This is a genomic window from Arthrobacter sp. zg.Y820 (genome assembly GCF_030125555.1).
Taxonomy (GTDB): domain Bacteria; phylum Actinomycetota; class Actinomycetes; order Actinomycetales; family Micrococcaceae; genus Arthrobacter_B.
The window spans coordinates 661,658-685,728 of the sequence record NZ_JASKLX010000001.1 but is presented as its reverse complement, the minus strand read 5'-3'; the positions used below and the strand labels follow the sequence as shown (position 1 = coordinate 685,728).

23 protein-coding genes are annotated in these 24,071 nt (G+C 68.5%); 6 read left to right on the top strand and 17 right to left on the bottom strand.

All coding sequences use genetic code 11. From position 1 onward, the window contains the following. Positions 1–555: 555 nt before the first annotated feature. The 3 genes from ychF to QNN99_RS03240 all read right to left on the bottom strand — a co-directional run bounded on the left by ychF (position 556) and on the right by QNN99_RS03240 (position 3,664). Positions 556–1,641: a redox-regulated ATPase YchF gene (gene ychF, locus QNN99_RS03250; protein ID WP_229964949.1), complete on the bottom strand. Its 1,086-nt coding sequence runs from the start codon at positions 1,639–1,641 to the stop codon at positions 556–558. Between the two features lie 24 nt (positions 1,642–1,665). Continuing rightward, positions 1,666–2,745, bottom strand: coding sequence for a 4-hydroxy-3-methylbut-2-enyl diphosphate reductase (locus QNN99_RS03245; RefSeq protein WP_229964948.1), 1,080 nt, complete (start codon positions 2,743–2,745; stop codon positions 1,666–1,668). Positions 2,746–2,845: 100 nt separating this feature from the next. After that, positions 2,846–3,664, bottom strand: a complete 819-nt coding sequence (locus QNN99_RS03240) for a hypothetical protein (protein ID WP_229964947.1) — start codon at positions 3,662–3,664, stop codon at positions 2,846–2,848. 133 nt (positions 3,665–3,797) lie between these two features. Between QNN99_RS03240 and xseA the strand changes: the two genes are divergently transcribed. Beyond that, entirely contained in the window at positions 3,798–5,096 is a 1,299-nt protein-coding gene (gene xseA, locus QNN99_RS03235; RefSeq protein WP_229964946.1) for an exodeoxyribonuclease VII large subunit, read from the top strand. Positions 5,097–5,172: 76 nt separating this feature from the next. Beyond that, positions 5,173–5,412, top strand: a complete 240-nt coding sequence (locus tag QNN99_RS03230; RefSeq protein WP_229964945.1) for an exodeoxyribonuclease VII small subunit — start codon at positions 5,173–5,175, stop codon at positions 5,410–5,412. Positions 5,413–5,443: 31 nt separating this feature from the next. Here the strand turns inward: QNN99_RS03230 and QNN99_RS03225 are convergent, their stop codons facing one another. The 8 genes from QNN99_RS03225 to QNN99_RS03190 form a co-directional block, all read right to left on the bottom strand. Beyond that, on the bottom strand, positions 5,444–6,661 hold the full coding sequence (locus tag QNN99_RS03225) for a pyridoxal phosphate-dependent aminotransferase (RefSeq protein WP_229964944.1): 1,218 nt from the start codon (positions 6,659–6,661) through the stop codon (positions 5,444–5,446). A 78-nt stretch (positions 6,662–6,739) separates the two neighbouring features. Then, entirely contained in the window at positions 6,740–7,705 is a 966-nt protein-coding gene (locus tag QNN99_RS03220; protein WP_229964943.1) for an ABC transporter substrate-binding protein, read from the bottom strand. After that, positions 7,702–8,487 (bottom strand): ABC transporter permease, encoded by a 786-nt coding sequence (locus QNN99_RS03215; RefSeq protein ID WP_229964942.1) that lies wholly within the window; start codon positions 8,485–8,487, stop codon positions 7,702–7,704. The genes QNN99_RS03220 and QNN99_RS03215 overlap by 4 nt, the downstream gene beginning before the upstream one ends. Before the next feature lie 9 nt (positions 8,488–8,496). Next, positions 8,497–9,279: an ABC transporter permease gene (locus QNN99_RS03210; RefSeq protein WP_229964941.1), complete on the bottom strand. Its 783-nt coding sequence runs from the start codon at positions 9,277–9,279 to the stop codon at positions 8,497–8,499. 1 nt (position 9,280) lies between these two features. Beyond that, complete coding sequence (locus QNN99_RS03205; RefSeq protein ID WP_229965064.1) at positions 9,281–10,384, bottom strand: ABC transporter ATP-binding protein; 1,104 nt, start codon at positions 10,382–10,384, stop codon at positions 9,281–9,283. A gap of 153 nt (positions 10,385–10,537) precedes the next feature. Further along, on the bottom strand, positions 10,538–10,987 hold the full coding sequence (locus tag QNN99_RS03200) for an NUDIX hydrolase (protein ID WP_229964940.1): 450 nt from the start codon (positions 10,985–10,987) through the stop codon (positions 10,538–10,540). Then, positions 10,980–11,906 (bottom strand): N-acetylglucosamine kinase, encoded by a 927-nt coding sequence (locus tag QNN99_RS03195; protein WP_229964939.1) that lies wholly within the window; start codon positions 11,904–11,906, stop codon positions 10,980–10,982. The genes QNN99_RS03200 and QNN99_RS03195 overlap by 8 nt, the downstream gene beginning before the upstream one ends. Before the next feature lie 66 nt (positions 11,907–11,972). Next, positions 11,973–13,214, bottom strand: coding sequence for an MFS transporter (locus tag QNN99_RS03190; RefSeq protein ID WP_229965063.1), 1,242 nt, complete (start codon positions 13,212–13,214; stop codon positions 11,973–11,975). Positions 13,215–13,422: 208 nt separating this feature from the next. Here QNN99_RS03190 and QNN99_RS03185 point away from each other — a divergent pair, with 208 nt between their 5' ends. Then, positions 13,423–13,896: an Lrp/AsnC family transcriptional regulator gene (locus QNN99_RS03185; protein ID WP_229964938.1), complete on the top strand. Its 474-nt coding sequence runs from the start codon at positions 13,423–13,425 to the stop codon at positions 13,894–13,896. Positions 13,897–13,903: 7 nt separating this feature from the next. Here the strand turns inward: QNN99_RS03185 and QNN99_RS03180 are convergent, their stop codons facing one another. From QNN99_RS03180 to galU, 4 genes are all read right to left on the bottom strand, one after another. After that, positions 13,904–15,202 carry a phosphotransferase family protein gene (locus QNN99_RS03180; protein WP_229964937.1) on the bottom strand — a complete coding sequence of 433 codons (1,299 nt, stop codon included), beginning with the start codon at positions 15,200–15,202 and terminating at the stop codon, positions 13,904–13,906. A gap of 14 nt (positions 15,203–15,216) precedes the next feature. Beyond that, the gene (locus QNN99_RS03175) at positions 15,217–16,212 is read right to left on the bottom strand and encodes a hypothetical protein (protein ID WP_229964936.1); all 996 of its coding nucleotides are present in this window, start codon (positions 16,210–16,212) and stop codon (positions 15,217–15,219) included. A gap of 91 nt (positions 16,213–16,303) precedes the next feature. Beyond that, complete coding sequence (locus QNN99_RS03170; protein WP_229964935.1) at positions 16,304–16,918, bottom strand: GNAT family N-acetyltransferase; 615 nt, start codon at positions 16,916–16,918, stop codon at positions 16,304–16,306. 4 nt (positions 16,919–16,922) lie between these two features. Continuing rightward, entirely contained in the window at positions 16,923–17,828 is a 906-nt protein-coding gene (gene galU / locus QNN99_RS03165; RefSeq protein WP_229964934.1) for a UTP--glucose-1-phosphate uridylyltransferase GalU, read from the bottom strand. An 80-nt stretch (positions 17,829–17,908) separates the two neighbouring features. On the opposite strand from galU, the gene QNN99_RS03160 reads away from it, so the two are divergent. From QNN99_RS03160 to cpaB, 3 genes are all read left to right on the top strand, one after another. Then, positions 17,909–18,538 carry a 5-formyltetrahydrofolate cyclo-ligase gene (locus QNN99_RS03160; RefSeq protein ID WP_229964933.1) on the top strand — a complete coding sequence of 210 codons (630 nt, stop codon included), beginning with the start codon at positions 17,909–17,911 and terminating at the stop codon, positions 18,536–18,538. 91 nt (positions 18,539–18,629) lie between these two features. Next, entirely contained in the window at positions 18,630–18,947 is a 318-nt protein-coding gene (locus QNN99_RS03155) for an FmdB family zinc ribbon protein (RefSeq protein WP_229964932.1), read from the top strand. Positions 18,948–19,062: 115 nt separating this feature from the next. Beyond that, positions 19,063–19,737: a Flp pilus assembly protein CpaB gene (cpaB, locus tag QNN99_RS03150; RefSeq protein WP_229964931.1), complete on the top strand. Its 675-nt coding sequence runs from the start codon at positions 19,063–19,065 to the stop codon at positions 19,735–19,737. Between the two features lie 77 nt (positions 19,738–19,814). Here the strand turns inward: cpaB and QNN99_RS03145 are convergent, their stop codons facing one another. Continuing rightward, complete coding sequence (locus QNN99_RS03145; RefSeq protein ID WP_229964930.1) at positions 19,815–20,078, bottom strand: hypothetical protein; 264 nt, start codon at positions 20,076–20,078, stop codon at positions 19,815–19,817. Next, on the bottom strand, positions 20,075–24,031 hold the full coding sequence (locus QNN99_RS03140; RefSeq protein ID WP_229964929.1) for a DUF4011 domain-containing protein: 3,957 nt from the start codon (positions 24,029–24,031) through the stop codon (positions 20,075–20,077). Before QNN99_RS03140 ends, QNN99_RS03145 begins: the two co-directional genes overlap by 4 nt. Positions 24,032–24,071 lie beyond the last annotated feature (40 nt).

Genomic DNA, 24,071 nt, shown 5'->3' with positions numbered 1-24,071 from the left:
GACGTTGCATGCTCTATACCACTGCGGCTTTTGGGGATACATTCCTGCGCCCACGCTACGCCGTTGCGGGGCCACCACCCGGTGACATCGAGCTGTTCGGCGGTATTGAAGACGAGTTCAACCGCACGGTCCCGACCTTCCCTGGCACTGATGGTCTCCTCCGGGGTGTTCTTCTCCGACATTGTCGTGGCTGGCCCCTTCTCAGCGCATCCGGTCATTGTCATTCCCATCAGGAGCACAGCAGCCGCGGCCATGAACATCCTTATATGTGTCCTAAAGGCGGGCACTGTTCACTCCTTCCGATAAGGCCTTCTACAGGTCAGTGGGCGCCAACGGAGCATACTCGGTGATCTTCTCCGCTTCTCCATTAATTGCCCAGACTGTGCCTTTCAGGGACTCTGTTCTCTTGTTCAAGTATCCGGCCTGTCCAACGGACTTATGGACCAAGGAGTTCTGCCCGAATAGGTCAGCGTAAACCTATCGACTCCAGTTACAAGAAATGCCGCCCTCGTGCGTTCATGGAGGGCGGCATTTCTAATGATCCAGGCGAGGAATCTAGACGTTGAACCTAAACTCCACCACGTCGCCGTCGACCATGACGTAGTCCTTGCCTTCGATGCGGACCTTGCCGCGGGACTTGGCCTCGGCCATGGAGCCGGCCTCGACGAGGTCGTCGAAGGAAACCACCTCGGCCTTGATGAAGCCGCGCTGGAAGTCGGAGTGGATGACGCCGGCGGCCTGCGGCGCGGTGTCGCCTTTGCGGATGGTCCAGGCGCGGGTTTCCTTGGGACCTGCGGTCAGGTAGGTCTGCAGGCCCAGCGTGTGGAAGCCGACGCGGGCCAGCTTGTCCAGGCCGGACTCCTCCTGGCCGCTCATTTCGAGCATCTCGCGGGCTTCGTCCTCGTCCAGTTCCACGAGGTCGGCCTCGAGCTTGGCATCCAGGAAGATGGCGTCCGCCGGAGCCACGAGTTCGCGCAGTTCGGCCTGGCGTTCCGGATTGGCCAACACGGCGTCGTCGACGTTGAACACGTAGATGAAGGGCTTGGCGGTGAGCAGGCTCAGCTCGCGCAGGTGCTCCATGTCCAGTTTGTCGGAGGCGACGGAAGCGAAGATCGTGTCGCCGCGCTCCAGCACACTCTGGGCGGCCTGCATGGCGGCCAGCTGCGCGGCGTCGCGCTTCTTGATCTTGACTTCCTTCTCCACCCGCGGAATCGCCTTTTCGAGCGTCTGCAGGTCGGCGAGGATCAGTTCGGTGTTGATGGTCTCCATGTCGGAGCGCGGATCCACCTTGCCGTCCACGTGGATGACGTCGGGGTCATCAAACACGCGGATCACCTGGGCGATCGCCTCGGCTTCGCGGATGTTCGCCAGGAACTGGTTGCCGAGGCCTTCGCCTTCGGACGCGCCCTTGACGATGCCGGCGATGTCCACGAAGGACACCGTCGCCGGAAGGATGCGCGCCGAGCCGTGGATTTCGGCCAGCTTGGCCAGCCGCGGATCCGGCAGCGAGACGACGCCGACGTTCGGTTCGATGGTGGCGAACGGATAGTTCGCCGCCAGAACGTTATTGCGGGTCAGCGCATTGAACAGGGTTGATTTGCCGACGTTGGGCAGGCCGACGATGCCAATAGTAAGAGCCACGGTAAACAATCATACCGGTGCCGGCTACGCTCCGGCGCGCCGGCCTCCCAAACCGCGGGAGGTGTCGCCCATGGCCTTGAGGGTGGCGCGGATCTCCTTGGGCAGCGAGAACATGATGTCTTCCTGCGCCGTGACCACTTCCTCGACGTCGCCGTAGCCGTACTGGGCCAGCAGGTTCAGCACTTCCTGGACCAGGGTTTCCGGCACCGAGGCGCCGGAAGTCACTCCGACGGTGCCGACGCCCTCGAACCAGCTCTCGTCCACCTCGTTGGCGAAATCGATCCGGTAGGAGGCCTTGGCTCCGTATTCCAGGGCAACTTCGACCAGGCGCACCGAGTTGGAGGAGTTCGCCGAACCCACCACCAGGACCAGATCGGCCTCGGGCGCGATCTTCTTGATCGCGGTCTGGCGGTTGGAGGTGGCGTAGCAAATGTCATCGCTGGGCGGATCCTGCAGAGTGGGGAACCGCTTGCGCAGCAGTTCCACCGTGTGCATCGCTTCATCGACGCTCAGCGTGGTCTGGGACAGCCAGATCACCTTGTCCGGATCGCGGACCGTCACCTTGTCGACGTCTTCGGGGCCGTTGACGATCTGCGTGTGCTCCGGCGCCTCGCCGTAGGTGCCTTCGACTTCCTCGTGTCCGGCGTGCCCGATCAGCAGGATGTCGAAGTCGTCGCGGGCGAACCGGACGGCTTCCTTGTGGACCTTGGTCACCAGCGGGCAGGTGGCGTCGATGGTGCGCAGCTGGCGGTCCGCGGCGGACTGCACGACGGCGGGTGACACACCGTGGGCGGAAAAGATCAGCAGCGATCCCTCGGGGACCTCGTCGGTTTCGTCGACGAAGATGGCTCCTTTTTCCTCGAGTGTCTGGACGACGTGGAGGTTGTGCACAATCTGCTTGCGGACGTAGACGGGCGGCCCGTAGGCCTCCAGAGCCTTCTCCACGGCGATCACGGCACGGTCAACACCGGCGCAGTAGCCGCGCGGTGCGGCAAGCAGGACACGGCGGGGGCCGTTTACAGGGGCGGCGGCAGCCACCTCCTGGGGGCTGCGGCGCCGGCGGGGCACGGTGGGCATAGGCACGGATACGGCAGTGCTGGTCATGCCTCCATGCTATCGGTTACTCCGGCGGCCAACGGGCACCGGGGCGGGCAGTCCGCTGTCGGCGCACTGCCCGGCCTGCCTCCCCGCCGGAGCTGCCGGTCTATCGGCGCCGGCGCAATCCGCCCACCGAATGTGCCACCAGTCCCAGCACCAGGAGCACCGCCGCCCCGAGGAGGAAGGCCACGGTCCAGGCCTGCAGGCTCGCGGAGACTTCCGCCGCGAAAGCGGAGGCGAACGTTTCAGCAACGGCGCTGCCGTAGGCCGGACGGTCCGCGAGCCCCGGCAGGCTGGCGGCGCCCACCCAGATCAGTCCCCCGGCCAGCACACCGCCGACGCCCAGCCAGGCCAGGGCGGCGCTGCGCCTGCGCGCAAGCAGCAGGGCCAGGACGGCGGCCACGACGGCACCCGCGGCCAGGAACGGCCAGGCATTGGCCGCGCTCACCGCCAGCTCGACATAGTGGCGCTGGTCCGCTCCCGCGAGGGGCACCGGCGACTGTTCCGGCGGAACGACGTCGACCCCTGTCTCGCCGCCGATGGTTTCCGTCACCAGCCCCACCAGAGGCGCCACGTCCAGGGTGACCTCGCCCTCGCCGTCGAACGTCTCGGCATGCGAGGCGCGCAGCGTCTGATCCCAGGCCTGCGGATACGCCGGCAGCGCCTGCACTCCCTGCACCGCGCTGCTGATCAGCGGCTCCACCAGGGGCATGACGGCGGAGGGCGCCTCAATGCTGGCAGCCGCCTGCCGCCCCAGCGCTTCCGAAAGTTCCTGCTGGAAAGCCTCATCGGTGCCCAGCGGCTGTCCCAGGGAGGTGAAACCGTTCTGGGAGACCACGTTTTCCGCCAGCCAGGCGGAACAGAAAGCGGCGGCCGCCAGCAGGATGGCCACCAGGCCCAAAAGTGCCGAACCGAATGTTCGCATGGATTGTCTCCTCGTTCCTTCGCAGAATGGCTCAGCGGACCTGTTGCATCCGACGGTTCCAGAAGCGTATCCAGAAGCGTACCGTCCGGGTCCGGAACGCGCGTTGTGGGCGGCACCTGATAGACATTAACTTATGCAAGACCCCCTAGACCCCCTGGACCCCTCCGGTGCCGACGAAAAGGCTCCCACGAGCCTTCCGAAGACCGCCGCGGAAACGACTCCCGAGAATCCCTGGCCGCTGCAGCTGCTCTCGAAGAACCTCAAGACGTACATCGACCGTGCCCCCGCCACCTGGGTGGAGGGGCAGATCATCGAGCTGAACAAGCGCGCCAACGCCTCCTACATCACGCTGCGCGACGTCGATGCGGAGATCTCCCTCTCGCTGACCGTCTGGAGCACCGTAATGAACCGGCTGGAGCTGCCGCTGGAGCGCGGCGCCCGGGTGGTGGCCCAGGTGAAACCCGATTTCTGGGTCAAGACCGGCCGGCTGTCCATGCAGACCCGCGACATCCGCCCGGTGGGGATCGGTGACCTGCTGGCCCGGATCGAGCGCCTGCGGCAGTCCCTGGCCGCCGAAGGTCTGTTCCGCGAGGACCGGAAGCTGCCGCTGCCGCTGCTGCCCGGACGGATCGGGCTCATCACCGGCCGCAATTCCGACGCCATGAAGGACGTCATGAAGAACGCCGCGCTGCGCTGGCCTGCGGTGGCCTTCGAGGTACGCGAAGTCGCCGTGCAGGGCGTAAACGCCGTCGCCGAGGTCACCCGGGCGCTGGCCCAGCTCGACGCCATGCCCGAGGTGGACGTCATCGTGATCGCACGCGGCGGCGGGTCCCTGGAGGATCTGCTGCCGTTCAGCCATGAGGACCTGGTTCGGGCGGTCTCCGCGGCGTCCACCCCGGTGGTCAGCGCCATCGGACACGAGGCGGACCGGCCGCTGCTGGACGAGGTGGCCGACCTGCGGGCCTCCACCCCCACCGATGCCGCGAAGCGGATCGTGCCGGATGTGGGCGAGGAGCTGCACCGCATTGCCGCCGCCCGGGCGCAGCTTCGGCGCATCGTGGAGCTGACCGTTGGCCGGGAAAAGGAGCGGCTGAACCACATCCGGTCCCGGCCGGTGATGGCGGCGCCGCAGACCATGATCGACGGGCGTGCGCAGGATGTCTCGCGCCTGCGGGAGCGCGCCCTGTCCTGCATGGTGTCGGAGGTCCGGCGGGACACCGACCGCATTTCCCATCTCCGGGCCCAGGTGCGCGCCCTGTCGCCGCAAAACACGCTGGACCGCGGCTACGCCGTCGTGCAGCTGGCCGACGGCGCCGTGGTCCGGGACGCCGCAGCGGTCCCCGACGCGGCGCAGCTGCGCATCCGGGTCGCCGTCGGCGAGCTGGCGGCCACCGCCGCTCCCCGCACCGCAGAGCCGCCCGCGCGTGAATGAGTTGTCCCCGGCGGCCTCCCCCGCGCCGTCCCCCATCAGCACGGAATCCTCCCCAGAACCGAAGGAAGAACCAGTTATGAACCCCGCAGCAAACGAAGCAGCAGCAGTTCCCGCCGACATCGAGGCCATGAGCTACGAACAGGCCCGCGACGAACTCGTGTCAGTGGTCGGCCGGCTCGAAACCGGCGGCGCCTCGCTCGAAGAGTCGCTCGCCCTGTGGGAGCGCGGCGAGCAGCTCGCCACCCGCTGCGAGTCCTGGCTGGAGGGCGCCCGGCGGCGCCTCGACGCTGCCCGGGAGCAGGCCCGCGGGGAATAGCCCGCGGTCCCGCTCCCCTGCCGGCAGGCAGCTACTGCCTGTACGTGCTCAGGAACTCGCCGAGCCGGATCATGGCGTCCTCGATGTCCTCCACGTTGGGCAGCGTGACCATCCGGAAGTGGTCCGGACGCACCCAGTTGAAGGCCGTGCCCACGGAGACCAGGATCTTCTGCTGCTTGAGCAGGTCCAGGGCGAACTGCTCGTCGCTGGCGATCGGATAGACCTCCGGATCCAGCTTCGGGAACAGGTACAGCGCCCCCATTGACAGCTCGCAGCTGACGCCGGGAATGTCGTTGAGCATCTTGTGGGCGAGGTCGCGCTGTGCTTTCAGCCGGCCGCCGGGCAGAATCAGGTCGTTGATGCTCTGGTAGCCGCCCAGCGCGGTCTGGATCGCGTGCTGGCCCGGAACATTGGCGCACAGCCGCATGTTCGCCAGCAGGTTGATGCCCTCGATGTAGTCGGCGGCCTCGTGCTTGGGCCCGGAAATCGCCATCCAGCCGCTGCGATAGCCGGCGATCCGGTATGCCTTGGACAGGCCGCTGAACGTCAGGCACAGCACGTCGTCGCCGGTGACGGCGGCCGAGTTGATGTGCACGGCGTCGTCGTACAGGATCTTCTCGTAGATCTCGTCGGAGAAAATGATCAGCCCGTGCTTGCGGGCCAGGTCCACGATGGCCTTGACGATGTGTTCGGGATAGACGGCGCCGGTGGGGTTGTTCGGGTTGATCAGCACGATGCCCTTGGTGCGGTCGGTGATCTTGGATTCAAGATCCTCGACGTCGGGCCACCAGTGCGCGTCTTCGTCGCACAGGTAGTGCACGGCGGTGCCGCCGGCCAGCGACACCGACGCGGTCCACAGCGGATAATCCGGTGCCGGCACCAGGATTTCGTCGCCGGTGTTCAGCAGCGCCTGCATGGACAGGGTGATCAGTTCGCTGACGCCGTTGCCCAGGTAGACGTCGTCGACGTCGATGCTCTGGATGCCCCGGCTCTGGTAGTACTGCACGACGGCGGTGCGGGCGGAGAAGATGCCGCGGGAGTCGCTGTAGCCCTGGGCCTTGGGCAGGTGGCGCACCATGTCCACCAGGATGGCTTCGGGGGCCTCGAAGCCGAACGGCGCCGGATTGCCGATGTTCAGCTTCAGGATCCGGTGGCCGGCCGCCTCCATGCGCTGCGCATGCTCCAGCAGCGGCCCCCGGATGTCATAGAGAACGTTGTGGAGCTTGTGCGACTGCTTGAATTCTGCCATCCATTCATCGTGCCACAGAGAGAGGACCCCCTTCCGCATGTGAAGCGGAAAGGGGTCCTCGGGGACCGGCGGCAGTGGCTAGGCGAAGCCCTTTTCTTCCAGCCAGGTCCGGGCCGCTTCGCTGGGATCCAGCTTCTGGTCTCCGCTCACGGCCTGGTTCAGCTCGATCAGGTCCTCGGTGGTCAGCTGCGCCGACACCCGGTTCAGCACCTCGGTGGCTTCGTCGGTGAGCGCGTCCGCCGAGGCCAGCGGAACCACCTGCTGGGCAGGCCAGTTCTGCTTGGGATCTTCCAGGACCACGAGGTCGTTTTCCTCGATGGCCGGCGTCGTCGTATAAATGTCAGCCACTTGCACGTCGTCGTTCAGCAGGGCATCCACGGTGAGCGGACCGCCGCTGTCGCCAATCGGCGTGAATTCCTTGAACTCGCAGCCGTACTTATCCTTGAGGCCGGCCAGCCCCTGCGCGCGCTCGGCGAACTCGGCCGGGGCGGCCAGGGTGAGCTGGTCGCAGACCTTGGCGAGGTCCTCGATGCTCTCCAGCTGGTACTTCTCGGCCGTGGCCGCGGTGACGACCATGGCGTCCTTGTTCTCGGCTTCGGAGGGTTCCAGAATGACCAGGCCCTCGGGCAGGGCATCGGGCAGAGCGTCGACGATCTCGGAGGCGTCCACCGAGTCGGTCTCGGGATCAACTCCCACCAGCAGGGCGCCGGTGTATTCCGGAATCAAGTTGATGGATCCGTCTTCCAGGGCGGGCAGGTAGACCTCGCGCGAACCGATGCCGAGTTTGGTTTCGGCCGGAATTCCGGCTCCGTTCAGCGCTCCGGCGTAAATCTCGGCAAGGGTGCTGGACTCCGGGAAATCGGCCGAGCCCACAACAATGGCCTCCGCGGCTCCGGACGCTGCCGTTTCCGACGGCGATTCCGAGGCCAGGGGGTCGCCGCCACCGCCGCCGCTGCAACCGGCCAGGGCGAGAGCCAGGGTGAAGCTTCCGGCCAGGGCCGTCAGGCCCCTCCGCCGGGAGTTCCGGCGCATGTGCTGGGTCATTGTTTTCCTCCTTGTGAGCCGGCAGCGGCAGGTCCGCCTCCGGTCGGTATGGTTACGCTCCCGGCCCCGGCGGCCGCCGCCGACGGGCGGCCCTCCCGCAGGCCGGGTGAAATCAAGAATCGTGCTGCCAAGGCAATCATGCCGTCGACGGCGAGCGCCAGCGCAGCGATGAGCACCGCGCCGCCGAAGACCCGCCCGTAGTCGGCCAGGGCCAGGCCGTCGATCAGGTACCGTCCCAGTCCGCCGAGGTTGATCATGGCCACCACGGCAGCGGTGGCAACAACCTGGAGGGTGGCGCCGCGCAAACCGCCGAAGAGAACCTTCAGCCCGTTGGGGACTTCCACCCGGAACAGGATCTGCAGCTCGGTCAGCCCCATGCTGCGGGCCGAGTCCACCACGCTGCGGTCCACTGAAGCGATCCCGGAGTACGTTCCGGCCAGCAGCGGCGGCACCGCCAGCAGCACCAGGGACCAGATCGGCGGCATCAGGCCGAGCCCGGCCAGCAGGACGAAGAGGGTCAGCATGCCCAGCGTCGGCAGTGCGCGCAGCAAGCCGGAGACAGCGACGACGGCCACCTGGCCGCGTCCGGTGTGGCCGATGTACAGGCCCACCGGGACGGCGATGGCGATGGCGATCAGCAGGGTCAGCCCGGTGTACTGCAGGTGCTCCAGGGTCCGCACCGGAATCCCGGCGGCGCCGGTCCAGTTGGCAGGGTCGGTGAGCCATTCCCAGCCCTGTCCCAGGGCGTTGGTGCTGGTGTAGTCGGTTCGGGGAATCGTCACTGGCATGATCTACGCCCCCTTCAGTGCGATGTCCGGGGCGGCAGCTCCGGTGCCCGCCCGCAGCGGCGCACCGGTGCCGGCACTGCCGCCGCCGCGACCGCTGCGCCGGCCGCCCGGTTTGCCCGGCCCGGATCCGCCGTCGGCCGCCCCTGCCTTCCGGCCCGCCCGCAGCCACGGCGTCAGGGCGCGCTGCAGCAGCACGAACACCAGGTCCATCAGGAAGGCCAGCACCAGGGTCGCGACGATGCCCACCACAATTTCGGTGATGAAATAGCGGCGCAGGCCGTCCCGGAAGAAGAAGCCCAGGTTTTCCACTCCGATCAGCGCCCCCACGCTGACCATCGAGATGTTGCTGACCGACACCACCCGCAGCCCGGCAATCAGCACCGGCACCGACAGCGGCAGGTCAACGGTCAGGAACCGGCGCAGGGGCCGGTAGCCCATCGCCACGGCGGCTTGCCGCACGCCGTCGTCGACCGAGTCGAAGGCGTCCACCGCCACCCGGAGCATCAGCGCGACGGCGTAGATCGTCAGGGCAATGATGATGTTGCTGATGTCAAGGATGCGGGTCCCCAGGATCGCCGGCAGCGTGACGAACAGGGCCAGCGACGGAATGGTGTAGAGCAGCGATCCGGTGGCGAGCACGGCGCCGCGCAGCCGGCTGCTGCCGCGGATCAGGGCGGCCAGGGGCACGGCGATGAGGACGCCGAGCACCAGCGGCACGATCGACTGGTACAGGTGCAGCCCGGTCAGCCGGAACACCTGGTCGGTGTGCGCGAGGAACCACTCCACGTCAGCCTCCGCTCCGCTGCAGCCGGGCCGCCTCGATCTGGGCCAGCACTTCGGCGGGCCGGATGGCACCGATCACGCGCTGCTCGGCATCCACCGCCACGCCGAGCCCGGCGGGTGAGGACAGTGCGGCGTCGAGGGCCTTGCGCAGGTTCTCGCCTTCCCGGTACAGCGAGCCGCCGGGCACCAGCTGCGCCGGGGTGGTGACGGCAGCCCGGTTCCCCCTCGGCACCCAGCCCAGCGGCCGGCCGCCGTCGTCGACCGCCAGCGCCCAGGCACCGGCGACCGCCACTGACGGATCCGCCAGCATTGCCGGCTCCAGCAGCTGCACCGGATGCAGCGGAACATCCTGTCCCGCCTGGAAGGATAGGTGCCGGAAGCCGCGGTCCCGGCCGACAAACCCCGCCACGAAATCGTCCACTGGGGCACGCAGGATCTCCTCGGGCGCCGCGTACTGCGCCAGCCGCCCGCCCACGGCAAATACGGCCACCCGGTCCCCGAGGATGGTCGCCTCGTCGATGTCGTGGGTGACAAACACAATGGTCTTGGCCAGGTCCCGCTGCAGGCGCAGCAGCTCCTCCTGCAGCTCGGCGCGGACCACGGGGTCCACGGCGCTGAAGGGTTCGTCCATGAGCAGCACCGGCGGATCGGCGGCGAGCGCCCGGGCCACCCCCACGCGCTGCTGCTGGCCGCCGGAGAGCTGGGCCGGGTAGCGTCCGCCCAGCGACGGGGCGAGTCCGACGACGTCGAGCAGTTCCGCGGCCCGCGCCCGGGCCCGGGCCTTGGACTGCCCAAGCAGCCGGGGAACGGTGGCCACGTTGTCCAGCACCGTGCGGTGCGGCATCAGGCCGGCGGACTGCATGACGTACCCCATCGACCGCCGCAGTTCCGGCGCCTTGACCACGCTGACATCGGTGCCGTCCACGGTGATGGACCCGGCCGTGGGTTCGATCATCCGGTTGATCATGCGCAGGGACGTTGTCTTTCCGCATCCGGACGGACCCACGAAAACAGTGATGGAACCGCGGGCAATGTCCATGCTGAGGCCGTCCACGGCAGGTGCCGGGGAGCCGGCGAAGGACTTCGTCACGCCGCGGAAGCTGATCATCGGCTCGGCGGCCCGCGGGGCGGGGTCCGGCGGGGTCATGGCGGTGCCTTCCGTTGGAATTCATGGGGTCCTGCGGAACTCGTATCCTGCCGGAAGTTCAACGGTAGGACACGCTTTGAACGGTAGGACAGAGAATGTTGGTAGTCCAGCTGTTCACTCGGAACAGGCGGCGTTGCGGATGGCCAGCTTCAGCCCCACCTGCACCAGGGGTGCCGGGCCCAGCTCGGAAATCCGGTCCAGCGGCACCCACTCCGCTTTGTCGGTGCTGCCGCCGAGCTCGTGGGTCAGCACTCCCGAAGTGATCCGGGCGCTGTAGATGATCCGCAGGGCGTGGAGGAGCCGGCGGCTTTCGCCGGGGAAGCGGTGTTCCGGCGGAATGAAGATGCTGTCCACGCCCAGCAGCTCTTCGGGTTCCACGGTGAAGCCGGTCTCCTCCCGGACTTCCCGCACGACGGCGGCGGGGGCGTCTTCGCGCAGCTCCAGTCCCCCGCCGGGCAGGGTCCAGCTGGAATAGCCGTGGTCGTTCCAGTGCGAGAGCAGGATGCTGCCGCCGGATATCACCACGGCATACGCGCCGATCCGGACGTCGAAGTCCTCAGCCACGCGGCTGGTCCCGCGCCGCGAGGTAGCGGGCGCCGTAGACGGGGTCCTGCTGCAGGAACCGGATGTCTTCCAGCCCGGCCCGTTCCAGGTCCTGCCGCAGCCGGTCCCGGAGCAGCGGCTGATGCCTGCCCAGGCCGCCGCCGACCACCACCGGGCCCGCAATGCCGAGCAGGCGTGCCGTGTCAGCGGCCAGCCCGGCCAGGTGGCGGGCGGCACCCTCGACGATCTCGGCGCCGGCGCCGCTCCCCTGCAGCGCGGCATCGAACACCACACCGGCCTTGGACGCCCAGTAGCGCCGTCCGGCGGAGTCGGCGTGGAACAGCGAGATGAGCTGCACCGGCTCCGTCACGGAGCAGGCCCGCAGCAGGGACTCCGCCAGCAGGTCGGGTTCCAGTCCGCGGTTGAAGCAGCGCAGGGTGTGGCGGACGGCTTCCCGGGCGATCCAGTAAGCGCTGCCCTCGTCGCCCAACAGGTAGCCCCATCCGCCGGAGCGGGCTTCCTGGCCGGTGCGGCTCAGCCCCCACGCCACCGAGCCGGTGCCGGCAATCAGCGCGATGCCGGCCGGGCTCTCCCCTGCGGCCAGGATCAGCCGGGTGTCGTGGATTACGTCCACCACTGCCTCCGGAGCGTGCGGAGCGATCAGCGCGCGGAGGGCGGCGGCGTCGTCGTCGGTGTCAATGCCGCCGGAGCCGGCGATGACGCGGTCAACCGAACCGGCTCCCAGCGCTGTGAAGATCTCGGCAAGATTGGCTGCGGCTTGTGCCGGACTGACGTTCTGCACATTGGCGCTGCCGGCTGTCGCTTCCGCGGCGGGAGCGCCGTCGCGCAGGAGCAGTCCGTGGGTCTTGGTGCCGCCGATGTCGAGTCCGATGACGCTGGGCCCGGACCCGGCGGCGGGTCCCTCACTGGAATTCTGCATGCGACCAGCCTACTTTCCGCCGGGGCCGCTGGGTATGCCTGGCCTGGTGCGGCGGCGTGCAGGTCGTCAGGCGGCTTTTTTGCGGGACCGGATCAGCGCGAACACGCACAGGACGGCGCAGCTGAGGGCGATGGCCGCGGAGAACCAGGCCACGGCCGACGGCAGGCCCCATGCCGCACCGGCGGCGCCCAGTCCGAGCACGGGAATGGCGCTGCCCAGATAGGTGATCACGTAAACCGTGCTGATGATCTGGGCGTGCTGTGCCGGTTCCACCTTTGCCGCGACGTCGTTGAACACCGTCCGGAAGGCCATCCCCTGGCCGAAGCCGGCCGCCAGGGAGGCGGCCACCAGCAGGGGAACGCTGCCCAGGGCGCCCGCCGCCGGGATCAGCGCGACGCCGGTTCCCATCAGCGCCAGCCCGGCCGGCACCACCAGGCGTCCGCGGACACCGGTGAGCTGGCTGACGGCCGAGGCCGCCAGCGCCAGGGCGGCCAGCAGCCCGACGACGGGGCGGGAGGAGGTGCCGGCGATGCCGGCGAAGTAGGTCGGCGCCAGGGACAGGTAAAAGCCGAAAACGGCGAAGCTCAGGAATCCGGTGACGGAGGCCATCCAGAACTGGGACCGAGCCTGGTGGGAGACCGCCAGGCGGCGCGGACGCAGGGCGGCCAGCGCCCGGCCCAGCGGCGGCACGGCAATGGCGGGGCGTGCCTTCAGCAGGCACAGCGGAACCAGCAGCCCGGCGAGGACCACGAAATGGATCAGGAACGGGGTCAGGGTGGGGGCAGGCAGCAGCGACAGCAGGCCGCCGATCACCGGACCGGCCGCCACGCCGCCGGCGGAGACCAGAAGCGTAAACCGGGTGGCCCACTCCGGCCGGTGCGGCAGCAGCTCCCGCAGCGCCGCGGAACTGGCACCGGTGGCCAGGGCCACCGACGCTCCCTGCAGCGCACGGCCGGCGATCAGCGCGCCCATGCCGGTGGCGGTTCCGAACAGCACGCCGCCGAGGAGGCTGACAACGCTGGCCAGCACCAGTGCTGCCCGGCGGCCAATGAAGTCGGACCAGTGCCCCACCAGCAGCAGACCGGCCACCAGGACCAGCACATAGGCGGCAAAGGCCACTGTCACCCCGAAGTGGGTCAGCCCCAGCCGCTCCCCGAGCAGCGGATAAAGCGGCGTGGCGAGGTTGGCGCCCACCAGCAGGGTGGTCATGATTGCCAGTGTCAGCAGCAGCCGGGGCCGCCGGGCTGCATCCCATTCGCGGCGCCCGGCCGCGGCGGGCCGCATCCGAAGTTCATTGAGGACTGTCAACGCGTGTCCAATACCCTTCTGCATTCGCCGAGTTCGTCCAGCATTCCGGCCCGTTCAGGACGGGGTCGCGGGGCGCTTTCACCACATCGGAATTCTTGACCAATTCCACTATAGGATGGGCTGTGCCGGGCCTGATGATGCACAAAAGTCCCAGCAATTGACGGTTTCGATCAATATTCTCCGTACTTCCTGAGAGGAGATGCGCGCAATGGGCAACTTGGACGCGGTTGATCTGAAGCTGCTGCTGGAGCTGGTGCGGAACCCGCGGGCCCAGATCGGCGACCTCAGCGAAACGCTGGGCATCGCCCGGAACACCACCCAGAGCCATCTGAAGCATTTGGACCGGGCCGGGCTGATCCGCCCGGGCGGTCGGGACGTGGATCTGGCACGGCTGGGCTACGACGTGCTGGCGTTTGTCACCATTGAGGTTTCGCACCGGGAACTGGATACCGTGATTGCCGGGCTCCGCACCCTGCCGCAGGTCCTGGAGGTTCACGAGATCTCCGGGCACGGCGACGTCTGGTGCCGGCTGGCGGCCACTGACACGCAGCAGCTGCAGACGGCCCTGCGTTTCGTGCTGCGGATCAAGGGGGTGATCCGCACCGAGACGGTGCTGGCCCTGCACGAGCACATTCCCTACCGGAGTGAGCCGCTGCTGGAAAAGCTGGTGCCTCCGGCCTAGCGGGCGCTTAGAACCGGCCGCGGGACCGGTTCAGCAGTTCCTCCGCCGCGGCCACCGTCCGCCGGGCCGCCCCGGAGCCGCGTGCGGCGGCTCCCGCAACGAGGGTAAGGGCCACCGCCGCGGAGCGGCAGTAGAGGGCCGACGCATCCGTCTGGCGGGCGAAGACCCGGGCACAGCGTCCGGCCGCATCCTGCAGCCCGGTGTTCTCCGGGGACAGGGCCGCGAGCACCCACAGGTGGCCCAGGAAACACGCAAGGTCATCCACCCGGTGTCCCGGTCCCAGGGCGTCAACGTCGAGCATGCCGGTGATCCGCAGTGCCCCGTTGCCCATGCCGGCCAGCAGGTTTCCGCCGTGGAAGTCCCCGTGCGTGGGCACCACCGGTCCCGGATCGGCCGAGCGGACTCCGGCGGCTATTGCTCGTGCACACCGGGTAATCCGTTCTGCCCCGTCCGGCAGCGCGACGGCGGCGCCGGCAGCGTAGTCCATTATGCGCTCGGACCAGGCCGGCCGGCGCGGCAGGGCCAGGCCCGCCGCCGGAAGCCGGTCCAGGAGCCGGGCCAGTGCTTCGGGGTCCAGCGCCGGGGTCCCGGCTGCGCTCAGCTCCCGGTGCAGCGTTCGCCCCGGAAGGCCGCCCAGGATCAAAACGCCGGCAGCCGGGCCGGCACCGGACACCGTGTCGGCACCGGCCACCGTGTCGAGCAGCGGCGGAACGGGCAGCCCGGCAGCCGCCGCCAGCTGCAGGCGTCGACGCAGTCCGGCAGCCAGGTGCGGCTGCGGAACTTTGAGGTAAACGGTTGGCCCGGCTGACCCGTCCGGCCGTTCCAAGGTTGCCCGGACGACAGCCCGGCGCAGCGGCCGGTAGGCCACCAGGTTCAGGGCTGCACGCGCTGCATCGGTGTCTGTGCCGAAGACATCGCGGGCCACCGCTTCGGCGCTGGTCGCCCAGGGCAGACCCAGCAGGACCGGGTCGCGCGGATGGACCCACAGGCGGACCGCAGTGCCGCCGACCGTGCCCCGGGCCGTGGCCCCGCCGTCGGCCGCGTTGAGATCTGTGGTGGCTCCCACTTGGAGGTGCAGGGGCCGGTGTCCCGCAGCCGCGGAACGGGGAACGGCTTCGACCCGGTACAGGGCACTGATGCCGGCGCCGGGCCGATGATGGGAGCGAACGTGGGCCCAAGCAACCGGCTTGAGGCCCAGGGGACGCAGAGCGGCCGCCAGCGGGCCGGACATGTCGGAACCTTCAAGCAGCGCCTTGGACGCAGCCTCACGGTCTCCTCGCGCGCCGGTCCGGCTGCCGCGGTTCATGCAGGGAGCGGCGCCTAGGCGCGGCGGCGCTGGAGGACGTCGTCCAGGTTGATCTTGCCGCTGCCCGGTGCGCCGCCGCTGCCGGACACGGCACTCTCGGCCGGGGCGCGGAGCGGCGTCCGTGCTGCGGGCTTGGGGGTTTCCGGCAGGACGAGCGGTGCCGGTGCCGGGCGTGAGGCAACCGGGGCTTCCACATAGATCGGTTTCGGAACCGCCACCGGTTCCCAGGGGGTGGTGGAGGTCTTCGGCGGTCCGGCGGGTGCCGCTTTTGCGGCAACTTCCAGCGCAGCGCTGCGCAGTTCCGCTGCCGTGGGCCTGCGGTCCGGAGCTCCCGGCGCAGTGGTGACCGAGGCCTCTGGGGCATCGCCGGCCGGCACAGTGGCCGCCGGACGGACCGCACCGGAGACGCTCTGGGCGTCGAACAGGACGGTTTCGGGGTAATGCCGCACAGGCTCTGCGGCGGGGGCCTCAGGAGCTGCCAACCGCGGCGGTGCCGGCCGGCCGACACTCATCGCCGCGCGGAAGGCGGCGTCAACCCTGCTCCGGCGTGCCTGCACGGCAAGCGCGCGGAGTGAGGCAATCGCTGCGCCGCCCACCGCCAAGGCACCGACGGGGAGCCACCAGGAAGCAACTCCGAAGGCCGCCAGCGGCAATCCGATCACAACCAGGGCGAGGGCCAGCGCGCCGGCCAGGGCCAGGGCGGTGCGGCCGTAGTGGATCCGGAATACCGGCTGCCGGAACTGGACCGGTGCCGGAGCGCCGGTGTAGGGCTCCGATGTGCCGGTGGAATTTCCGGGCCGGATGGAGGCGTTGTGCATAATGTTCCCCTGCTGGGACAGTCCATCGGCGGTGATGGAAGAGCGGATGGCTGTAGACGAGGGAGCTGGCATGCCCGCGGCTGCCGGCGCTGCGGACAGGCCGGACCGGCGGAAAACGTACGGAGCAACCCACAGCAGCCAGAGGCCAACGGTAACGGCCAGGATCAGGGAGCTGTTGAGAGGGAAGTCCACACTACGACGTTATGAGCTAATGCACACCGGAGCGCGCATTACTGGCGGTGTGTCGGGGGTTCGGTGCCAAAAAACCCGTAGCCGGCGGCCGTCACCGGGCCAGCCAGCGAGTCAGCAGGCCATCCGGCACGTCTTCAGTGGTCAGCGCAAAGCTGCGGTGGTCCGCCCACTGTCCGGCAATGTGCAGGTACCGTTCCCGCAGCCCCTCATCCCGGAAGCCCAGCTTTTCGACCACCCGCAGGCTCGCCCTGTTGTCCGGTTTGATGTTGATTTCCATGCGGTGCAGCCCCAGCACGCCAAAGCAGTGGTCAGTCGCCAGGGCCACCGCCGTCGGCGCTATCCCGCGGCCTGCCCGCTCCTCATCCACCCAGTAGCCAAGGGTGGCCATGCGCGCCGAACCCCACACAATCGTCGAGACAGTCAGCTGTCCGACGATCGCTGGCGGCGTGCGCAGCCCGCCGCGGCGTTCGGTGATCAGGAACGGAAGCGCCGAGGCCTCGCGGGCCTGCTGGTTCAGGCTGCGCACCATGGCCGCATAGGTTGGCAGCTCACCGCCGGGCAGCGGATTACTCGCCTCCCACTGCGCCATCCATTTGGCGTTGCGGATGCGGAGGGCCGTCCATTCCCGACGATCGCGGTAGCGGATGGGCCGCAGCCCCAGATCGCCGCATTCCAGCGTCACCGGCCAAAGGGCCGACCCCCACACGGCATCAGCTTTCGAGCGTACCGGTGAAGCTCTTGAGCCACTCGCGCAGGTCCGGGCCCAGATCTTCACGCTCGGAGGCCAGGGTCACCACTGCTTTGAGGTAGCTGAGCTTGTCACCGGTGTCGTACCGGCGCCCGCGGAAGACGACGCCGTAGACTCCGGCACCCTCCCCCTCTTCCTGGGCGGCAAGGGTCTGCAGGGCGTCGGTCAGCTGGATTTCGCCGCCGCGTCCGGGGCCGGTTTCCTCCAGCACGCCGAACACGGACGGGTGCAGCACATAGCGGCCAATGACGGCGAGGTTGGACGGAGCCTCTTCAACGGCAGGCTTTTCCACCATCTTGTTGACCCGGACGTAGTCTTCACCCTCAACGACGGAGATGTCGGCGCAGCCGTAGGCACTGATCTGCGAAGGTTCAACCTCAATGAGGGCAACCACGGAACCGCCGGTCTTGGCCTGGACCTCCACCATCTGCTTCAGGAGGTCATCACGGGCGTCGATGAGGTCGTCGCCGAGCAGTACGGCAAAGGGCTCGTTGCCCACATGCAGTTTCGCGCGCAGGACCGCATGTCCCAGGCCCTTGGGGTCGCCCTGGCGGAGGTAATGGATTTCACCCAGCTCAGACGCGGCCCGGACCATGGCGAGCCGTTCCAGATCACCCTTGTCTTCAAGTGTCTTTTCGATGAACGGAACCCGGTCGAAATGGTCTTCCAGGGACCGCTTGTTGCGGCCGGTGATCATCAGGATGTCGGACATCCCGGAATTGACGGCCTCTTCCACCACGTACTGGATGGCGGGCTTATCCACCACGGGGAGCATTTCCTTCGGCATGGCTTTAGTGGCCGGCAGGAATCGGGTACCCAGCCCGGCGGCGGGAATTACGGCTTTGGTTACGGTCGCGCGTGAAGTCATGTCCGTAAGAGTACAGAAGCACAGCCTCTTTTCACCAAAACGCAATCTGTTGCGGCTGGGACTATTGCGACAATGGAAACATGACGAACCCCGCTGCCCCCACCTCCAAGGAACTGGCCCGGCAGCTGTACCGGCGGCTGCGCCGGGAATTGCCGCCGGATGCCCCGCTCGCTGCCGGCCGGTCCCTGGCCGGCCATGCAGCGGCGGTTCTTCCGGACCTGGTGCGGCCGGGCAGCACTGTCGCCGGCTATCTGTCAACGGGCCGTGAACCGGGGACCGCGCCGCTGCTGGAGAACCTCCTGGAGATGGGGTACGACGTCGTCGTCCCCGTCTGCGAGCCGGACCGCAGGCTCTCCTGGTGCCGCTGGAAACCCGGAACACCGCTCCTTCCGGGACTCTTCCCCTCGGTTCCGGAACCCGCAGGGCCGCGCCTGTCCCCCGCCGAGCTGCCGGACCTGAACCTGCTTTTGGTGCCCGCCCTCGCGGTCGACCGGAACGGCGTGCGAATGGGCAAGGGCGGCGGTTATTACGACCGGTTCCTGTCGGAGCTTCGGTCGGGCGGCAACCCCGCTCCGGCGGTGGGCATCGTGTACGACCATGAACTGGCGCCCGCCGGCCACTGGACGCCAGATCCCTTCGACGAGCCGATGGACGCGGTACTGACGCCCTCGGGGTGGACCGGGCTGGCGCAGCGCCCGGTGTATAGTTAGCACTCAAGGCCACCGAGTGCCAGCTGCCGTTATTCGACGTCCAGCCGGGCCAGGGGCCTGACATCTTGGTTCTCAGGAGGAGTAAGTAACAGTGCCTACATATGCCTATGCCTGCAAGGACTGCGGTTCCGCTTTCGACATCCAGCAGTCCTTCACCGACGACACCCTGACCGTTTGCCCTTCCTGCAGCGGAAACCTGCGCAAGAAGTTCAACAGCGTAGGCGTGGTCTTTAAGGGATCGGGCTTCTACCGCACTGATTCACGCGAGGCCAAGAACAGCGTTCCGGCGGCTCCGGCCAAGTCCGACAGCTCCTCCGGAGCCGCAGCCTCGCCGGCCCAGTCCTCGTCGGGCTCCTCTGCCGCACCCACTGCCGGAGCAGCATCGGGAACCGGTTCCTCCGCAAAGTAGCTCCTGCGCGCAGCAGCTCCTCCCCAGCGCGTTTCTGCCGGGTCCGGAACGGAACATATCCACCGTCCGGCGGGGACACCCTGCTCCAACACGCATCGGCTCCTAGGGTCGGACCGTGCTTCCTTTTTCTGCGCCGCGTCCCGGCCCCGGCTCTTCCCTGATGATGCGACTGCGGCGTTTCATGGTCCGCCGGCGGCGCCTGCTTGCCGCCCTGCTGTGCTGCGCGGCTGCCGGTACCGCCGTTCAGGCCCTGCTGCCGCCGGACCCGGGTGAGGTTTCGCTGGTGGTCGCCGCTGCCGATCTCCCCGCGGGAGCACTGCTCACCGCGCAGGACCTGCGTGCTGTCCCGGCAGCGTCAGCAGCCGTTCCGCCCGGTTCCTTCGCCGCCGTGGATGCGGTGACCGGCCGGCGGCTCGCCACGCCCCTGAAACAGGGCAGTCCGTTGATGCAAACCTCCCTGGTGGGCACGGGGCTCCTGACCGGCGCTCCGCCCGGCACAGTAGCCGTGTCCGTCCGCCCTGCGGACCCTGCCATCGTGCAGCTGCTCTCGCCCGGCCAGCTCGTGGATGTTGTCCTCGGAAGTCCGGACGCAGAGCAGGCCGGAGGCGCCCCTGCAGTGCTGGCAGCGGATGCCCCGGTCCTGTGGACGGGCTCGGACGGCGCCTCATCGTGGCCCGGATCGCAGGAAAGCGGCGCCGTGGTGGTCCTGGCCGCGCTTCCCGATCAGGCAGCGGCTTTGGCCGCCTCATCGGGAAGCGGAAACCTCCACCTGATCCTGACCGGCGGCTGACCCCGCCGCCGTGCTGCGACATTTGATCGTCCGCTGCATTCGATGTCCGCTGCATTTGATGGTCCCCCGCCGGAAACTCAGTCCCAGTGCGGCGGACGCTGCTCCAGCAGCCAGGAGTCGCGGTCCTCGGGAGAATCGCCCCAGACCCGCGGATCATCGTCAGCGGCCTTGGCCTTCAGTACCGACGGTTCGGCCGGCGGCGAAGATCCGGCCGGCGCCGCCGGCTCAGCGGCCGGCTCAGTTGCCGGCGCAGTTGACGGCGCCGCCGGGGCGCCCCGAGCCGGGGGCCGGGGCGGCGGGGTTCCGCCGCTGGCCCGCCGGTGCGGCTTCCGCGGGGTCACGGCCGGTGCGCCTCCTGGTTGGGCGCCTGCGGGCCGGTCTCCTTGTCCTCTGCAACGGTATCGCGTTCCCGGCTCCGGCTGCTGCCGTGGGGAACGACGGACTGGCTACCGCGGCGCGCCAGCGATCCCCGCGCGGGGGCAACGGACCGGCCGGCCTTTTCATCGCCGTCCCTCGGCGCCGGCAGGTTCAGGTAGCGCCCCACCAGATCCGCGCAGGCCGACGGGTCGCTGAAGACCTCAATGGTCCACAGCGGCATGTACCGCCAGCCCAGCCGTTCCAGGAGCTGCGGCCGCAACCGGCTGCGCTCCCGAACACTCATGGTCCGGTACCGCTCGGTCCCGTCGGATTCGATCGCCATGGGTACCGTGGGATCACTCTCGCCGCCGGTGCGGTCAACGGTGGCCACGATGTCGATGGCCCCCTGATAGTGGTCCCAGACCTTCGCGCCGCGGGCCCGCAGCCGGTTGACCAGATCGGCCACCAAGGCGTCCTCTTCCATGATTCCGCCTGCGCCGTCAATGCCTGAGAAACCGGTGAAGGTAACCGCTGCATCGGAGCTTCGGACTGCGCCGGTCCGGGCGGACGGGCTCAGCTCACGGTTGATGAGCTCGTAGAAGTCGAGGGCGCCGTAGCCGAGCCGCGACTTGTCCAGATCCTCGGGCTGGAAGCAGGTCAGGACATGCAGCTTGGCCCGCGCCCGCGTCATGGCGGTGAGGAACTTGCCGCGGCCGTCGGATGCCGACAGGGGGCCGAAGTTGTGCAGTGCGCGTCCGTGCGGGGTCCGCCCGAAACCGAGCGAGAAAATCACGCAGTCCCGCACCAGGCCGGCGGCGCGGTCCACCGGAACCACGCGGAAGGATTCCTTGCCCGGCGTGAAGAAGTCGGCGGCCCAGGGGAAATTGGCCATCTGCACGCGGATCGCTTCAGCCACACGCACGGCGTGCCGCGGACTGGCGGTGACGACGGCGAGCGACTGGTGCGGCCTGCGGCGGATGTGTTCAAAGACCAGATCCACAACCCGGTTGACCTCGGCTGCGACACTTTCGACACCCTCATGGTCGGCGCTGGGCATACCCGTGCCGTCCGCCAGATACTCCACGGTCAGCGCACCATCGTCCGAGGAAACCTCGCTGCCGCTCGGCAGTGTGGTCAGCCGGTCCTGATAGAAGCTTCGGCTCAGCTGACGCATCAGGTCCCGGTCCGTGCCGCGGTATACGGTGGACAGGGTCCGGGTCGGCAGAACCTGGGTCAGGGCTTCGAACGCACTGACGAGGTCGTGCTGCTCCCCCGCCGGCCGCACCGCTTCGACGCCGATGGTGAACGGACGCGGTCCGCCGAGCTGGCCGTCGCCGAAGGCAACAACCTGGGTGGCCCGGGCCAGTGCCGGCACGGCGGACTGGAGCGAGGTTGACTCGGCGTCCAGCACGATGACGGTATCGAAGGTCCGGTTCCCGGGCAGCACCATGGGCAGCACCAGCGGGCTTGCGGCCCAGATGGGCAGCAGTGCGGAAACGAGCTCCTCGGACTGGAAGCAGAGGTCCTGCAGCGCCAGGGGCCCGTTCTTGATGGCATCCCGCAGGGTCGCGGCGTCGGAGGCTGCGGCCTTGACTCCGCGGCGCCAGCGGTCGGCCAGGGCAGACCGCACCCGGGCGCTGCCGGAGGCGATGTGGGCGTTGTCAGCCAGCCGGTATTCGGCTTCGAGCCGGCGGAGGCTGTCGCCGTCGCTCATGGCGAGGTAATCGTCGCCGCTGATCATCGCCTCCAGCGCGGACTGCCACCAGGCGAGTTCGAGTTCGTAGCCCACCTGGCGGGGCAGGACTTCGCGGGCTTCCAGATCGTCCAGCAGTTCACCCAGACCCTGGCCGCGCATCTCGTCGAGCAGGAGGGTCCGCTCGGGCAGGGTTTCGAGGGTTTCACGGTCCCCCGCCAGCGCATCTAGCTGCTTTTCCAGCTCGTCCAGTGTCAGCTCGGCAAGATCCGGCTTGGCCGGCGTGCCGTCGAGGATCCCGGTGAGGGTATCCAGCTGTTCCTTGACGGTGATGTAGGAACGGTTGATGTCCGCAAGGCCCGTGGCCACTGACGGATGGCGCTGGGTGGTGGCATAGTGGGCCCACACGGCGCGCTGCTGCTGCACCTCGACGAGCGAGGAGTGCAGGTCCGAAATGTGCACGCCCGGCCGGATGTACTCCTTCGCCACGCGGCGCAGCCGGGAGCGGGTCATGGAGCTCATGTCCACGGCACGCTCACGGCGCCAGGAGGAGGACGCGGTCGCGGAGATCAGGTCGCTGACCGGACGGTCGAAAATGTCCGGGGTGAACTTGTCGAGGCTTTCCCGCACGGCAACCAGCAGTTCCAGCTGCTCGCCCCACTGGGCGAAGGTCTCGCCCAGGCGGATCTGCGAATGCTCGGCAACGGCCTGGACCTTGGCGCGCAGCTCGGGAAGATCCCGGGCCAGGCTCTGCGTCAGCTCGTAGGCCTCTTCGGTTTCCTTGCGGTTGAGCAGCTTGGCACCAAACCACGGACTGCTGGTGGCGGCACGGCTGAAGCTGCCCAATTCGGCAGCCCGGCGGAGCCGGCCCGTCAGTTCGGTGCGGTCAGTGATGCTGTCCAGGACGCTGCGCTTGAGCCGGACGGTCGTTGCGGGAGCCGGCGTCATGGAGGTGAGCTCGGCGAGGGACTGCATGGCCTGATAGGGAGAGCAGCCCCAGCGGCGTCGCACGTTGTGCAGCGACTTCACATGGTCGCGCAGCTGGTGGCGGTTGGACAGGAGGACCTTGTGCAGGCTCTCCAGCTCAGGCGCGGCAGCCTTCTCGTTCCGGACAATGGCGCGGACCAGCTGGTCCTTCAGCTGCTGCTCGGTGAGCCCGGCATTCAGCTGGAGGACGGCGGAGCCCAGGTGCAGCGCGTCGAGCTCGGAGACAAACTGGTTCAGCGTGCCGCGGCGTTCCGCAACGACGAGGACCGATTTTCCGGCGTGGACCAGCGCCGCAGCGGCGTTGAGCGCCGTCTGCGTCTGTCCGGTGCCGGGCGGTGAGGAAACCACCAGGGACTGGCCGTCCAGGATCAGGTCCAGGACGTCCTGCTGTTCGCGGTCGGCGTCCAGCAGCAGGAGCTCATCGGCAGGCAGCCGGTCGTCCAGCGGCGGAAGCCCCGGGTCGGTGGCATCGGGGGCGGCAGTGCTCTTCCCCCGGGCGGCGTCCATCAGGCCCCGCAGGATGGGGTGGGCGGGGTCCAGCGCAGCGTCGTCGGCGAGGTCCGAGAGATCGGCGAAGGTGGAGACGAGGAGCCGGTGCTCGATGTTGATGCCGCGGACGCCCTCGGTGACGGCCCGCAGTTTCTCCAGCACCGGATGGGGGTCAAAGCGCGCGGTGCCGTAGGCCAGCCTGGCGAGGGCCTCCACGTCGATGTCCAGGCCCTGCTCCTGCTGCAGGTGCCGCACAAACGCCGGATTCAGCGCTGCCTTGTCGGTCAGCTGCAGCTCATAGTCGTCCTGCGACGGATGCACGGTCAGCGACACCGGGGTCAGCAGCACCGGTGCGGTCAGCGATTCCGGGCGGACGGCGTCGTCGTCGGCGTAGCGCCAGGAGGCCGTGCCCGCCGCCAGGTATCCGACGTCGATCCCGCGGTCGGTGCCCAGTTCGTAGATCTTGGCGCGCAGGAGGCGCCCGGCCTTCATCGCGGCCCCGTACTGCTCCGAGTCGCGCAGCAGCGTGGACAGCCGGGTCCGGCGTCCTGCCAGCAGCTGGGCCAGGCCCGAGGGATGCGCGTGGGTCAGGTCGATGCTGTTGGAGGCTGAGGGGGTGAAATGGAGCAACGTGTCCGTTCCGGCCTGCTGTCCCAGTTGTCCCAGCCAGGGCAGCAGGAAGTCCGAGGCATTGTCCTCGGGATTCTGCTCAGACACTGGTGCCCTCTTTTCTGCACTTCCGCGCGGCGTTCTTGACCAAATTGGCATACCTTCCAAACTATCGCTTCCTACCGGCTTTCCCCGGCAT

Coding starts and splice junctions, on each gene's coding strand:
- QNN99_RS03140 (WP_229964929.1), bottom strand. CDS start 24,031: ATGCCAATTTGGTCAAGAACGCCGCGCGGAAGTGCAGAAAAGAGGGCA.
- xseA (WP_229964946.1), top strand. CDS start 3,798: ATGCAAGACCCCCTAGACCCCCTGGACCCCTCCGGTGCCGACGAAAAG.
- QNN99_RS03240 (WP_229964947.1), bottom strand. CDS start 3,664: ATGCGAACATTCGGTTCGGCACTTTTGGGCCTGGTGGCCATCCTGCTG.
- QNN99_RS03185 (WP_229964938.1), top strand. CDS start 13,423: ATGGGCAACTTGGACGCGGTTGATCTGAAGCTGCTGCTGGAGCTGGTG.
- QNN99_RS03205 (WP_229965064.1), bottom strand. CDS start 10,384: ATGATCAGCTTCCGCGGCGTGACGAAGTCCTTCGCCGGCTCCCCGGCA.
- QNN99_RS03220 (WP_229964943.1), bottom strand. CDS start 7,705: ATGACCCAGCACATGCGCCGGAACTCCCGGCGGAGGGGCCTGACGGCC.
- galU (WP_229964934.1), bottom strand. CDS start 17,828: ATGACTTCACGCGCGACCGTAACCAAAGCCGTAATTCCCGCCGCCGGG.
- QNN99_RS03225 (WP_229964944.1), bottom strand. CDS start 6,661: ATGGCAGAATTCAAGCAGTCGCACAAGCTCCACAACGTTCTCTATGAC.
- QNN99_RS03195 (WP_229964939.1), bottom strand. CDS start 11,906: ATGCAGAATTCCAGTGAGGGACCCGCCGCCGGGTCCGGGCCCAGCGTC.
- QNN99_RS03245 (WP_229964948.1), bottom strand. CDS start 2,745: ATGACCAGCACTGCCGTATCCGTGCCTATGCCCACCGTGCCCCGCCGG.
- QNN99_RS03180 (WP_229964937.1), bottom strand. CDS start 15,202: ATGAACCGCGGCAGCCGGACCGGCGCGCGAGGAGACCGTGAGGCTGCG.
- QNN99_RS03160 (WP_229964933.1), top strand. CDS start 17,909: ATGACGAACCCCGCTGCCCCCACCTCCAAGGAACTGGCCCGGCAGCTG.
- QNN99_RS03230 (WP_229964945.1), top strand. CDS start 5,173: ATGAACCCCGCAGCAAACGAAGCAGCAGCAGTTCCCGCCGACATCGAG.